This window comes from Pseudomonas sp. AC211, from assembly GCF_979258055.1.
The window spans coordinates 2,969,016-2,981,694 of the sequence record NZ_OZ409830.1 but is presented as its reverse complement, the minus strand read 5'-3'; the positions used below and the strand labels follow the sequence as shown (position 1 = coordinate 2,981,694).

The following is a 12,679-nucleotide window of genomic DNA, read 5'->3' as shown; positions in this document are numbered from 1 at the left end:
AGTCCCCCATGCACCTACTGTCGTTTCTCAAAGGCGCGCTCGCCATGTTCTGGCTGATGGCCTTGCTCAATGTCATTTACCCATTCGGCGAACCGTTGCATCGGCCGCTGTTGCTGCTGACCGGCGTGTTGCTGCTGGCCCATGCCGGCGAGGCGCTGCTGTTCAACAATCGCCTCAAGCAGCAGGCGTTTCCCTGGCTGGAGCGTATGCAGGTGCTGCTGTTTGGCTTTCTGCATTTGCGCGGTTTGGCGCGCTAGTTACAGCTTTCCGTCCGCCGCCACCTGCATAAACGCCGGCTCGAAGCGCAGCTTGATATTGGCCGGGCTGCCGTTGACCACGCCGTTGGCGAACGACACGCCGATACTCTGCGCGCTGGTGGCTTTGCCGAGCATGCCGTGGCTGAAGGCGAAGTCTGCCAGGCGCTGCATGGCGGCCGGCAGGGCCGGGCTTTCGGCGAAAGCCACGGCGCTGCGCGCCGTGTAGAACGAGCGGGTTTTGCTCAGTTGGTCCTGATAAGCGGGCAGGTCGGTGCCGGCGCTTTTGGCAATGGCCGCCAGCGTGGCGGCGCCTTTGTCGTCGCTGGCGCTCATGCGTTTGGTCAGCTCGAACCAGGCGCCGGTCAGCGCACGACCCAGCGCCGGGTTGGCGCGCAAGGTGTCGGTATTCACTGCGAACAGGTGCACCACTTCGCCGGGCAGGCGGTGCGAGCTGAACACCAACGTGCGGTTGCTGCCGGCCTGGAGCGGCGCCAACGCCGGGTTGGACAGGGCGAGCGCATCGCCGTTGCCGCTGGCAAACGCGGCGCCTTCGTCGGTCAGCGGCGTGAGGGTGACGTCCTCTTCGCTCAACTGCACCGACTCCAGCGCGCGCACCAACACGTAATGCGCCACCGAATTTTCCTGCACCTGCACGGTTTTGCCTTTGAGGTCTTGCGCGCGTTGAGTGCGACCGCGCAGCAGCACGCCGTCATTGCCAGCCGAGAAGTCGCTGAGGATCAGCGCGGTGGTGTCGATGCCGGCCGCAGCAGGCACGGTCAGCGCCTCCAGGGCATTCATGGTGCAGCCGTCGAACTGGCCGGCGGCGTATTGCTTGGCGGCATCGCTGCTGGAGTCGACGCGCACCACATCAATGCTGATGCCGTACTTCTTCGCCCAGCGCGCCAGCACGTTTTGCTGCGCCGCATAGCCCCAGGGCAACGCGCCCGAGTAGTCGCTCCAGCACACGCGAAAGTGGTCCTTTGCCACGGCGCTGGTGCTGCTGCCCAGCGCGGCCAGCAGCAGAAAAAAGGCCGTGGCCAGGGAAGGGGAAGGGCGCATGAAAAGCTCCAGCAGCAGAAAAAGGGTGGGCCACTCGGCCGCGCCGCGAGCTTATCGCAGGGCCATCATCGACGTTGGTCGCAACGCAAAAATTGCGAACACGTGCTTACCTCTACAGGCCAAACGCAACCCAGCACAGCCGTGCAATTCGTCGTCACATTGCAGGCGGATAGTAGCTGGCGGTACAGGCGCTACCGGCGCCTTGTTCAGATGAAAAACGGACCCTTCAGGAGAGATGCATGAGCACATTCACCACCACAGACGGCACCGAGATTTACTACAAAGATTGGGGCAGCGGTAAGCCGGTGCTGTTCAGCCACGGCTGGCCGCTGGACGCCGACATGTGGGAATACCAAATGGAGTACCTGAGCTCCCGTGGCTACCGCACCATCGCCTTCGACCGTCGCGGCTTCGGGCGTTCGAGCCAGCCGTGGACCGGCTACGACTACAACACCTTCGCCGACGATATTGCCCAGTTGATCGAACACCTGGACCTTAAAGAGATCACCCTGGTGGGCTTCTCCATGGGTGGCGGCGACGTCAGCCGTTACATCGGCAAATACGGCACCGCCCGTGTCGCCAAGCTGGTGCTGCTCGGTGCGGTAACGCCGATCTTCGGCAAAAGTGCCTCGTTCCCTGAAGGCGTGGACGCCTCGGTATTCGACGGCATCAAAGCCGGCCTGCTTAAAGACCGCGCGCAGTTCATCGCCGACTTCGCCGCCCCGTTCTACGGCACCAACCAGGGCCAAGTGGTTTCCGAGGGTGTGCTGACGCAAACCCTGAACATCGCCTTGCTGGCCTCACTCAAAGGCACCGTGGATTGCGTAACCGCGTTCGCCGACACCGACTTCCGCCCCGACATGGCCAAAGTCGACGTGCCGACCCTGGTGATTCATGGCGACGGCGACCAGATTGTGCCGTTCGAAACCACCGGCAAGCTGGCCGCGCAGCAAATCAAAGGCGCTGAGCTGAAAGTGTACAAAGGCGCGCCCCACGGTTTCGCCGCGACCCACACGCAGCAGTTGAACGAAGATCTGCTGAGCTTTATCGCCGGCTGATTCCCGCACAGGCACCTGCCGTAGGCTAACGCCCCCATACGGGGCATTAGCCTACGGACGCTGCCCGTGCGCTGCGCCCGTCCGTTCTGAGAATGCGCTGGAAACAGGCCGGAGCCTTTAGCGCGTATCTGCTTTGCGGTACAACGAGCGCCCCTTCATTTTGCAGAGCAGCACCATGGCTTTCGACTGGCACTCCGAACCCCTCACCACCGGAACCCCGTTGCGCAAAAACTTTCGCGTTACGCAAAACGTCCGCCGTTTTTTCATTGAGCACTGCGGGGAACAATTCACCCTCAATCGCGAATTCCGAGCCTGGATCCGCAGCGGCGCGCCGCTGACCCTGGGCGAAGTCGTCACCGAATGGAGCCAGCGGTTCGGCAAGCGATAGCCGACATTCCACAGAGTTGTCATCCCCTGGCCTTGAGGCAGAATAGGCAGCCTAAGCACGAGGCCCCTGCGCCGCGCGCTCATTTGCCAACGCTATGAGGCCAGCATGATCGAAGTCACCGAAGCGTCCATCGCCGACCTGCGCGCCGCGCTCGAAAGCGGCCGCACCACTGCCGTCGAGTTGGTGCAGGCGTATCTCGCACGCATCGACGCCTACGACGGCGCCAACACCGCCACTGCCCTTAATGCCGTCGTCGTGCGCAACCCAGCCGCGCTTGATGAAGCCCACGCCTCAGACGCCCGCCGCGCCGCCGGCAAAACCCTCGGCCCGCTCGACGGCATTCCCTACACCGCCAAAGACAGCTACCTGGTCAAAGGCCTGACCGCCGCTTCCGGCAGTCCGGCATTTGCCAGCCTGGTGGCCCAGCGCGACGCCTTCACCATCGAGCGCTTGCGTGCAGCGGGCGCCATTTGCCTGGGCAAAACCAACATGCCGCCCATGGCCAACGGCGGCATGCAACGCGGCGTCTACGGCCGTGCCGAAAGCCCGTATAACGCCGCTTACCTGACCGCGCCGTTCGCCTCCGGCTCTTCCAATGGCGCTGGCACCGCGACGGCAGCCAGCTTTGCCGCGTTTGGTCTGGCAGAAGAAACGTGGTCCAGCGGCCGTGGCCCGGCTTCCAACAATGGGCTGTGCGCGTACACGCCGTCGCGCGGGCTGATTTCCGTGCGCGGCAACTGGCCGCTGACGCCGACGATGGACGTGGTGGTGCCCTACGCCCGCACCATGGCCGACCTGCTGGAAGTGCTCGAGCAAATCGTCGCCGAAGACCCCGACACCCGTGGCGACCTCTGGCGTCTGCAACCGTGGGTGCCAATCCCCAGCGTCGCCGAAGTGCGTCCGGCGTCTTACCCGGCGCTCGCTGCTAGCCCCCAAGCCCTGGCCGGCAAACGCCTGGGCGTGCCGCGCATGTTTATCAACGCCGATCCCGAGGCCGGCACCAGCGAGGCGCCGGGCATCGGCGGGCCGACCGGGCAGCGCATTCACACGCGGGCGTCGGTGATCGACCTGTGGCAACAGGCGCGCCAGGCGCTGGAAGTCGCCGGCGCCGAAGTGCTTGAAGTGGACTTCCCGCTGGTCTCCAACTGCGAAGGCGACCGCCCCGGTGCGCCCACCGTATTCAACCGCGGGCTGGTGTCGCCGGAGTTCCTGCACCATGAACTGTGGGACTTGTCGGCCTGGGCCTTTGACGAGTTTCTGCAAGCCAACGGCGACCCGGCGCTCAACCGCCTGGTAGATGTGGATGGCGCAAAAATCTTCCCCCACGACCCCGGCACCTTGCCCAACCGCGAGGGCGACCTGGCCGCCGGCATGGACGAATACGTGCGCATGGCGGAGCGCGGCATTACCTCGTGGGACCAGATTCCGACCTTGCCCGACGGCCTGCGCGGCCTGGAAAAAACCCGGCGCATCGACTTGGAAGACTGGATGGACACCTTGGGCCTCGACGCCGTGCTGTTCCCCACCGTGGCCGACGTTGGCCCAGCGGACGCCGACGTTAACCCGGCCTCGGCCGACATCGCCTGGAGCAACGGTGTGTGGGTCGCCAACGGCAACCTCGCCATCCGCCACCTTGGCGTGCCGACCGTCACCGTGCCTATGGGCGTGATGGCTGACATCGGCATGCCCGTAGGCCTGACCTTCGCCGGCCGAGCCTACGACGACTCAACACTGCTGCGCCTGGCCTCGGCGTATGAAGCGACGGGGAGCAAGCGCGTAATCCCGCCGCGCACGCCGGTATTGAAATAGCAAAAAAAACCTGTGGGAGCGGCTTTAGCCGCGATGGGGTGGGCCTGCAAACCAGGCTCTGAACCTCAACGCCGCTCCCGTAGGAGCTAGCTTGCTAGCGAACCCTGGAAACGATGATCGAGAATTCCGTTTCCAGGGTTCGCCACCAAGGTGGCTCCTACAGAAAACCGACCAGTGCCAAATCTGTGGGAGCGGCTTTAGCCGCGATTGGCTGGGCCTGCAAAGCACATTTGCAAATAACGCGTCACGGCTGGCCCTCACCCCCAGCCCCTCTCCCGCAAGCGGGAGAGGGGAGCCTCGACGCCGTTTAGCACCGATTGCGGTTAGCCTCTCTTCCAGGCGGGAGGGCCGGGGAGAGTGAAGACCGTCACGCCATATCACTCAAACTAAATTCCTCCCCCAGAAAATCAATCAACGTGCGCACCGACGGCAGCAACCCGCGCCGCGAGGGAAAGATGGCGTGCACGATCCCGCATTTCGGCGTCCACCCCGGCAGCATTTCCACCAAGGTGCCGGCCGCCAAATCGTCCCGTACGGCCACCCTCGGCAAATGCACAATGCCCACGCCCGCCAGCGCCGCGTCGCGTAGGGCGCGCAGGTCGTCGGTGACCATGCGCGGGCGGTGGTTGATCTGCAGGCTCGCACCTTCGCTGTTGAACAACTCCCACTGATACTCGCGCTGCTGCCCGCCCCAGAACAGGCTCGGCAGGCGACTCAGTTCTTCGGGCGCAAAGCCCACCTCCAGACACTGCGCGTACTGCGGATGGCCGACCAGGCATTGCGTGCTGTTGCCCAGCACCTTCATCACCATGTCGGTGTTTTCCAGTGGCGGAAAACGCACGCGCAGGGCGATGTCGAAGCCTTCGTGCAGCACGTCGACGCGGCGGTTGGTGGCTTCAATCGCCAGCTCCACCAGCGGGTACTTGAGCATGTAGCGGGTCAGCATCGGGCCCACCCACGAGTTCAGCAGCGTAGTCGGGCAGGCCAAGCGCACCAGGCCGCGCGGCTCGCTGCGGTTGCGCTCGATAACCTCGGCCGCACTTTCCGCCTCCACGCGCATGGCCACGCAGCGCTGGTAATAGGCCTGGCCGATTTCCGTCAACGCGTTGTGCCGGCTGGTGCGGTGCAGCAAGCGCACGCCCAGGCGTTCTTCTAACTGCGTAATGCGTCGGCTGAGTTTCGACTTGGGCATGTCCAGCGCGCGCCCGGCCGCGGCGAAGCCACCATGTTCCACCACCTGGGTGAAGTAGTAGAGGGTGTTGAGGTCTTCCAACATCGTTCTCCAAATAGAACGCTAGAGGCAATTTTTGCAGTCTAGTGCAAAAAGGGTGTCGATTTTAAGCTTTACCCATACCGCAGCGAACACAAACGCAGCGGCAAACGAAACACACCCTTACCGCCGACTAACCGGCACCCAATCAGAAAGCGAGGAACGCACCATGACTACTTCTTACAAATACAACCGTCTCGACAAAGACAACGCCGTGGTTCTGCTGGTCGATCACCAAGCCGGTTTGCTCTCCCTGGTTCGCGACATCGAACCGGACAAATTCAAAAACAACGTGCTGGCCGTTGCTGATCTGGCCAAATTCTTCAAGCTGCCAACCATCCTCACCACCAGCTTTGAAACCGGCCCCAACGGCCCGCTGATGCCAGAGCTGAAAGAAATGTTTCCCGAGGCGCCGTACATCGCCCGCCCTGGCCAGATCAACGCCTGGGACAACGAAGATTTCGTTAAAGCCATCAAGGCCACCGGCAAGAAACAACTGATCATCGCCGGCGTAGTAACCGAAGTGTGCGTAGCGTTCCCGGCGCTGTCGGCCATCGAAGAAGGCTTCGACGTGTTCGTGGTCACCGACGCTTCCGGCACCTTCAACGAAATGACCCGCGACGCCGCCTGGGACCGCATGTCCGCCGCTGGTGCACAATTGATGAACTGGTTCGGCGTGGCTTGCGAGCTGCACCGCGACTGGCGCAACGACATCGAAGGCTTGGGCACCTTGTGCGCCAACCACATTCCGGACTACCGCAACTTGTTCACCAGCTACAACGCGCTGACGGCCAAGAAATAAGGAGGGCGGGTTACGAACAAACCGGGGCTTAGGCTCCGGTTTTTTTGTTTGTTGGATGTGTGCGGGCAGGGACGTTTATGTGTGCTTCGGCCCTCACCCCCAGCCCCTCTCCCGCAAGCGGGCGAGGGGTGACGTTTGTTTGGGTGGCGTTGTTCCAGCCCCACACTCCGGTCGGCTCCCTCTCCCGCTAGGTCGGCCGGACAGGCGAGAGGGCTGGGGTGAGGGGCACTTGATCTTTACATCTAGCCCTCAGCCAAAAACACCAACGAAAACACCGTGCCTCCCACATCACTGCGCACCCGAACCTCGCCCCCATGCGCCTGCATGATCGACCGCACAATCGCCAACCCCAACCCGCCCGAATCCCCCGGCTGCGCGCGCGACGGATCGCAGCGGTAGAAGCGCTCAAACAGATGCGGCAGATGTTCGGCCGCAATCGCCGGCCCCAGGTTGTGCACGCTCACTTCAACCTCAGCGCCAACCGCGCGGGAACGCAACGTTATCGGCTGACCCACTTCGCCATAGCGCAAGGCATTGGCCAGCAAGTTCGCCAGCGCACGGCGCAGTAAATCCGGGTCGGCGAGCACGGTGCCCTGGGCATCATTGCGCAACAGCACCTCGCGCTCTTCGGCCATGCCTTCGAAGTATTCGCACAACTGCTCGCCCAGTGCGTGCAAGTCCACCGGCTGACGATTGATCACCGCCTGCTCGGTGCGCGCCAGGAACAACATGCTGTCGATCATGCGCGCCAGCCGTTCGTATTCTTCCTGGTTCGACACCAGCAAATCTTCGTACTCCGCCACCGTGCGTTCACGTTGCAGGGTTTGCTGGGTGTGGCCCATCAGGTTACTCAGCGGCGTGCGCATTTCGTGGGCCAAGTCTTCGCAGAACCGCGACAGTTGGCCGAAGCCGCCTTCAAGACGCGCGAGCATGTGATTGAGCGCCTGGCTCAGCGCCTGCAATTCCGCCGTGGTCTGAAACTCGTCCAGCCGCAGGTGCAGATGCTGGCTGTCGATCGCCGCCGTGCGCTGCGCCAATTCCCGCACAGGCCGCAGCCCGCGTTGACTCACCAGCCAGCCCAGGCCGAACGCCAGGACCATGCCGGCGCCCAGGGCCAGCCACAGTTTCAGCCGATACGCCGCCAGCATCTGTTCACGCTCGGTGAGCAGCTTGCCGGCAATCAGCGTGAGCTGTTGGTCACCACGGGGCATGCTTTGCCAGGCCAGACGCAGCGGATTGCCCGCCGGGTCGTCGCCGAGCTGGGCCGAGGCGGCGGCGGGCAGAGCAGGGCAGGGCAAACCGGGCGGGTTGATTTCGATGAGCACGCGGCCGGCGTCGTCCACGACCCACAGCAGATTGTCGCGATTGCCCAACATGTTCTCGTACAACTGCGGCCGTTCACGCAGCGCCTCGATGCTCTGGCTGTCGCTCAGAATCGCCTGCATACGCTGCACCCGGCCCAGCAGCGCCTGGTCATCGCGCCAGGCGATTTCCCGTTGCAACGAGTGGTACAGGTAAAAGCCAATCGCGCCCAACAACAGCGCGCTGACCAACGCAAACATCAGCGCCAGCCGCACACTCAGCGCACGCGGCGCCCAGCGCTTCACGGCTGCACCGCCAGCGTGTAGCCCATGCCGCGCACGGTGTGGATGAGCTTGCAGGTGAACGGGTCGTCCACCTTGGCGCGCAGGCGGCGGATGGCGACGTCCACCACATTGGTGTCGCTGTCGAAATTCATCTGCCACACCTGCGAAGCAATCTGCGCCCGCGACAACACTTCGCCCTCGCGGCTAAGCAACAAATGCAGCAAGGCGAATTCCTTGTTCGTCAGCGTGAGCCGCTGGCCCTGGCGCGTGACCTGGCGGCGCAGCAGGTCAAGGTGCAAGTCCGCCACCAAGAACTGCTCCACCTCGCGCGGCGGACCTCGGCGCAGCAAGGTACGCACCCGCGCCAGCAATTCTGCATAGGAAAATGGCTTCACCAGATAATCGTCAGCGCCCAGCTCCAGGCCCTTTACCCGGTCTTCTACCGCATCGCGCGCGGTCAAAAACAGCACCGGCGTTTGCTGCTTGCGGCGGATGATTTGCAGCAACTGCCAGCCGTCGATGCCGGGCAACTGCACATCCAGAATGATCAGGTCGAACGTTTCTTCTTGCGCCAGGTGCTGGCCGTCCAGGCCGTTGTGCGCGACCTCCACCAAATAGCCCGACTCACTCAGCCCCTTACGCAAGTAATCGGCCGTTTTCACTTCGTCTTCCACCAGCAAAATACGCATGGGTTCCTCCACCACAGGCGCATAAGGCTAGGCGTTTGCGCGCCGTTGTCCCATTACAAATTCGTAATGCAGGCGTAATCGGGCCGTGGGGCAGGGCGCCGCACCATGGCGGCCACTTGTCACCGACCGGAAAACGCCATGCTTAGCCGAATCGCCCCACGCACACTGCTCACCCTCGCTTTCAGCGCCACCGCCATGGCCGCCCCGGCTGCCGCGCCGGTTGCCCAACGCGCCGACGTCACCCTGGCCCTGGCCAGCCAACTGCTCGACACCACGCTCGCCACCTGCCACGCCCTCGGCCAAACCGCCGTCGCTGCCGTGGTGGATCGCGGCGGCAACCTGGTGGCGGTGCAGCGTGACGACAACGTCGGCCCGCACAACACCCTGGCAGCGCAACGCAAAGCCTTCACCGCGCTATCGACTAAAACCGCCACCAGCACCCTCGCCGAACGCGCCCGCAGCAACCCCGACGCCGCGAACCTCACCACCGTCAGCGAACTGCTGCTACTGGGCGGCGGGCTGCCCTTGCGCGTCGGCGACCAAGTGATCGGCGCCATCGGCGTAGCCGGTGCGGGCGGCAGCGCCAACGACGAAGGCTGCGCCCAGAAAGCCATCAGCCAACACCTACCTACCCAGCCATAACCCAGGAGCTCACCCATGAAACGCCTCTCCACCTTGCTCGCCAGCCTGGCCCTCAGCGCCGTCGCCAGCCTTGCCAACGCCGCCGACAACCCCTTGAGCGTGCACGTACTCAACCTACAAGACGGCCTGCCGTCTTCCGACGTGCGCGTCACCCTGGAACAACAAACCGGCGCCACCTGGACCCTGCTCAACAGCGGCACCACCAACGAACAAGGCCGCATTCCCGCGCTCTACCCCGAAGGCAAAAAACTGGAAAAAGGCACCTACCGCGTCACCTTCAAAACCGGCGACTGGTTCCGCAGCCACAACGCCGCCACCTTCTTCCCCGAAGTGCCGGTGATCTTCGCCGTCGACGGTGCCGTGGCGCATTACCACATTCCGTTGTTGCTGAGCCCGTATGGTTTCTCGACCTATCGCGGGAATTGATGGAAGCAAAAAAGCCCCGCAGAAGCGGGGCTTTTTTATGACTGAGGCACAGCGACGAACACACTCGTAGGTTGCGGTTGAGCGCAGCGAAGCGCAACGAAGTGCCTGCGGTGGGCTCTAATTCAGCAAGTCGGCAGAACCTTATCTAAACGATTCGGGTATGACCGGAATTTCTGACACAACGCCATTCTTCATCTTGAAGCTGACGGCGCGGCTTGAGCCGGTAAACCCATTCGCCCGACTCCATACCCACATCTGCTCGTTGCCGCGTGTGGTGACCATATAAGGGCGCCCCATAAGCTGAGTGAGCTGAGCTTCAGTCATGCCGACCTGAACCTTACGGGCATTGTCGTAGCTGAAGTTGGTTCCCGCGCAGCCCGACAGTGCAGCTATCAGCAAAAGGGTCACTAGTGCTCGCATCATTCGTATTCCTGCCCAGTGAAATCGAATGTCAAACAAACTGGCTATACGCCCAAATCAAAACACCCCAGAGCGACAGCCCCAACGCCAGGCATACAAAATTAGCCGCCGAGTAGCTGCTATTTTCATGCCCATGCGGGTCGCCACTGGCGACGTTGGCTTTGCGTTGCAAGCCTACCAACGGCACCACGCTGAGCAGGCCGAACATATCCACCGCAATAGACCCTACCAACGGCAACTCCACATAACTGGTCGCTCGGCTAAGCACGACGCCAACCACCGTGATCACCACGTACCAAGTGGCGGCATCGTCATAGCGGGGCGTTTGCGATTGCTGTGCATCGAGTTGCGCAGTCATTCGCCGCGACAACGCGTGAACAAAGAACACCGAGAAAAAGGCACGCGCAAAGGGCCATATTCCTTCTGTCATGCTGCTGCGTTGGCTGGCCCATTGCTTATAAAACCAATACAGCTGATACGCCCCAAACGTGCCGAAAAACATCACCAGCATTTTTGGAATGGAGGTGACGAAGAAGCGCCCTTGCTCGGTCGTTTCGAGAAGGGGGGCAGCGGGGGTTTGGTAGATGTTTTCCATGACCGATCCTTGGTAACCGCGATGTTTTTTGTAGGCGTTCTGCCGATGATCTAATCGAGCGGGCTTGGCCGACCGTAACTCACTTTATTCTTGTTGACGCCATCTCGTAGGCCCGACTTCGCTCCCGTTTACCAACCGCGATAACCGTGACGATCAACACCCGATCAGCAACTTCGTATACGAGTCGGTACCCAGCGCTGCTTAGCTTGATTTTGTAGCAGTCGGGCATGCCTCTCAACTTGTCGCTCTCAACTCGCGGGTTAATCAGGCGCTCTTTGAGCTTTTTAGCGAATTGCAGTTGGAGCGTGCTGTTGAGTTTTTTCCATTCCTTCAACGCCTGATCGTTGAAGTCGAGCTCGTATTTAGGCTTCGCCGGCTCCACCGGCTTCTGCGATGAGGTCATCAATGTCTACTCGGACGGTGGGCCCACCGCGTCGCTCTCGTACGATTTCTGCCAGTCGCAATTCATCGATCAATTCCAGCATGGCCTGATAGCGTGCCGGCGGCACCGCGTAAAACGCGGGCTCGTTTCGATTAAGAATTACGACGGTTTCTCCGCCGCCTTCTCGAATGGTGCCCATGGGGTCTTTTTTAAGGTCTGTCACCGACGCCGCAACGTTGGCCAGTACCGCGTATGTCATTGCCATATCCACCTGTCTCGCAATCTGCGTACGTGCTTGATCGCCTTAGCTATCTCTGTTGGCCAACCGCTGAGCTAGTTCACTAGCTAATCCGGGGTTTTCTTAAAGGCCTAGCTATCCGTTTAGGTCGTCTTTCTGAGTTTGGCTTTGCGATCACTGGGCTCAGCAGGCGTAGATTAGCACTACGTGTAGTGCTTTTACAGGTGCTAAATAAAGCTCTTTTTAATTTTGTGGAGCATTTAGGAGCTGGATATGTCTACTGGTCCCGCTTCGTTAGTGGCGAGAAAAGGCGGGTGGGGCACGGTGGGGAAGACAACTTCAGCCGCATCCATCAGCACAACGCCAACGAGCCGAGGCAGAAAGGCTTTTGGTCTTAGCGTCCAATACCATCACCCGCAACGCCGCCAACGTTTCCTTAGCCGCCGGAAAATCCAAACACGCCGCGCCGTCGTCAACCTGCTCTACAGAAATGACGCGTACCCCCAAACCAGAACGACCCAGAACATCAACCCGAACGCCAGGCATAGGTAGTTAGAGAACGACAGTCGAGAATTGCGGGCACCTGTCGAATCGCCGCTCGCCTGGTTAGCTTTGCGTTGTAAGCCGATTAAGGGGATCAAGCAGAGCAAGCCGAAAAGATCCAACCCAATGGCCATCGCTTTCGGTATTTCCCACGGAATCGTACTTCGACCAAGCAGCGTGCCCATTACGGCGATAATTACGAACCAGAACGGCGCATCGTTATAGCGCCGGGTAACTATTTTCCGAGCATCGAGCAGATGGTTCATTCGTCGAGACAACGCATGCACGAAAAATACCGAAAACAGGCCTCGGAAAAATGGCCAGATTCTTTTCGGCATGCTGCCGCGCTGAGTGCTCCACTGTTTGTAACCCCAATAGACTTGATACGCTCCGAGGGTCCCGATAAACATAATTATCATCTTGGCAATCGAGGTGACAAAGAACGTCTCTTGCTCTTTCTTCTCCAACAAGGAAGCGGCCGGGGGCTGATAAATGTTTTCCATTAGTCGTCCTGG

Annotated in this window: 16 protein-coding genes; 7 read left to right on the top strand and 9 right to left on the bottom strand. The window is 61.4% G+C overall.

Features of this window, described 5'->3' with window-relative positions; all coding sequences use genetic code 11:
- Window positions 1-8: 8 nt before the first annotated feature.
- A complete protein-coding gene (locus ACZZZP_RS13935; RefSeq protein ID WP_463383116.1) occupies window positions 9-257 on the top strand; it encodes a DUF1145 domain-containing protein in 249 nt (82 codons plus the stop codon).
- Here the strand turns inward: ACZZZP_RS13935 and ACZZZP_RS13930 are convergent, their stop codons facing one another.
- Window positions 258-1,316 (bottom strand): putative urea ABC transporter substrate-binding protein, encoded by a 1,059-nt coding sequence (locus ACZZZP_RS13930; protein WP_463383115.1) that lies wholly within the window; start codon window positions 1,314-1,316, stop codon window positions 258-260. It lies immediately after the preceding gene.
- A gap of 239 nt (window positions 1,317-1,555) precedes the next feature.
- Here ACZZZP_RS13930 and ACZZZP_RS13925 point away from each other — a divergent pair, with 239 nt between their 5' ends.
- The 3 genes from ACZZZP_RS13925 to ACZZZP_RS13915 all read left to right on the top strand — a co-directional run bounded on the left by ACZZZP_RS13925 (window position 1,556) and on the right by ACZZZP_RS13915 (window position 4,571).
- Window positions 1,556-2,374: an alpha/beta fold hydrolase gene (locus ACZZZP_RS13925; RefSeq protein ID WP_463383114.1), complete on the top strand. Its 819-nt coding sequence runs from the start codon at window positions 1,556-1,558 to the stop codon at window positions 2,372-2,374.
- Window positions 2,375-2,549: 175 nt separating this feature from the next.
- Window positions 2,550-2,762, top strand: a complete 213-nt coding sequence (locus ACZZZP_RS13920) for a DUF6434 domain-containing protein (RefSeq protein WP_463383113.1) — start codon at window positions 2,550-2,552, stop codon at window positions 2,760-2,762.
- A 105-nt stretch (window positions 2,763-2,867) separates the two neighbouring features.
- Window positions 2,868-4,571, top strand: coding sequence for an amidase (locus tag ACZZZP_RS13915; RefSeq protein WP_463383112.1), 1,704 nt, complete (start codon window positions 2,868-2,870; stop codon window positions 4,569-4,571).
- A gap of 367 nt (window positions 4,572-4,938) precedes the next feature.
- Here the strand turns inward: ACZZZP_RS13915 and ACZZZP_RS13910 are convergent, their stop codons facing one another.
- Complete coding sequence (locus tag ACZZZP_RS13910) at window positions 4,939-5,847, bottom strand: LysR substrate-binding domain-containing protein (protein WP_463383111.1); 909 nt, start codon at window positions 5,845-5,847, stop codon at window positions 4,939-4,941.
- Between the two features lie 163 nt (window positions 5,848-6,010).
- Here ACZZZP_RS13910 and ycaC point away from each other — a divergent pair, with 163 nt between their 5' ends.
- Complete coding sequence (ycaC, locus tag ACZZZP_RS13905) at window positions 6,011-6,643, top strand: isochorismate family cysteine hydrolase YcaC (RefSeq protein WP_122495088.1); 633 nt, start codon at window positions 6,011-6,013, stop codon at window positions 6,641-6,643.
- 242 nt (window positions 6,644-6,885) lie between these two features.
- On the opposite strand, the gene ACZZZP_RS13900 is transcribed toward ycaC, so the two are convergent.
- On the bottom strand, window positions 6,886-8,250 hold the full coding sequence (locus ACZZZP_RS13900) for a heavy metal sensor histidine kinase (RefSeq protein WP_463383110.1): 1,365 nt from the start codon (window positions 8,248-8,250) through the stop codon (window positions 6,886-6,888).
- The gene (locus ACZZZP_RS13895) at window positions 8,247-8,918 is read right to left on the bottom strand and encodes a heavy metal response regulator transcription factor (protein ID WP_463383109.1); all 672 of its coding nucleotides are present in this window, start codon (window positions 8,916-8,918) and stop codon (window positions 8,247-8,249) included. Before ACZZZP_RS13895 ends, ACZZZP_RS13900 begins: the two co-directional genes overlap by 4 nt.
- A gap of 105 nt (window positions 8,919-9,023) precedes the next feature.
- Here ACZZZP_RS13895 and ACZZZP_RS13890 point away from each other — a divergent pair, with 105 nt between their 5' ends.
- Both ACZZZP_RS13890 and uraH read left to right on the top strand, forming a co-directional pair.
- Window positions 9,024-9,560, top strand: a complete 537-nt coding sequence (locus ACZZZP_RS13890; RefSeq protein WP_463536599.1) for a GlcG/HbpS family heme-binding protein — start codon at window positions 9,024-9,026, stop codon at window positions 9,558-9,560.
- Window positions 9,561-9,575: 15 nt separating this feature from the next.
- Window positions 9,576-9,986 carry a hydroxyisourate hydrolase gene (gene uraH, locus ACZZZP_RS13885; protein ID WP_463383107.1) on the top strand — a complete coding sequence of 137 codons (411 nt, stop codon included), beginning with the start codon at window positions 9,576-9,578 and terminating at the stop codon, window positions 9,984-9,986.
- A 141-nt stretch (window positions 9,987-10,127) separates the two neighbouring features.
- Here uraH and bamE read toward each other — a convergent pair whose 3' ends face one another.
- From bamE to ACZZZP_RS13860, 5 genes are all read right to left on the bottom strand, one after another.
- Window positions 10,128-10,409 carry an outer membrane protein assembly factor BamE domain-containing protein gene (bamE, locus tag ACZZZP_RS13880; RefSeq protein WP_463383106.1) on the bottom strand — a complete coding sequence of 94 codons (282 nt, stop codon included), beginning with the start codon at window positions 10,407-10,409 and terminating at the stop codon, window positions 10,128-10,130.
- A 28-nt stretch (window positions 10,410-10,437) separates the two neighbouring features.
- Window positions 10,438-11,001: a hypothetical protein gene (locus tag ACZZZP_RS13875; protein ID WP_463536598.1), complete on the bottom strand. Its 564-nt coding sequence runs from the start codon at window positions 10,999-11,001 to the stop codon at window positions 10,438-10,440.
- A gap of 79 nt (window positions 11,002-11,080) precedes the next feature.
- Complete coding sequence (locus ACZZZP_RS13870) at window positions 11,081-11,404, bottom strand: type II toxin-antitoxin system RelE family toxin (RefSeq protein WP_463383104.1); 324 nt, start codon at window positions 11,402-11,404, stop codon at window positions 11,081-11,083.
- Window positions 11,364-11,642, bottom strand: a complete 279-nt coding sequence (locus tag ACZZZP_RS13865; RefSeq protein WP_463383103.1) for a type II toxin-antitoxin system Phd/YefM family antitoxin — start codon at window positions 11,640-11,642, stop codon at window positions 11,364-11,366. Before ACZZZP_RS13865 ends, ACZZZP_RS13870 begins: the two co-directional genes overlap by 41 nt.
- Before the next feature lie 461 nt (window positions 11,643-12,103).
- A complete protein-coding gene (locus tag ACZZZP_RS13860; protein WP_463383102.1) occupies window positions 12,104-12,667 on the bottom strand; it encodes a hypothetical protein in 564 nt (187 codons plus the stop codon).
- Window positions 12,668-12,679 lie beyond the last annotated feature (12 nt).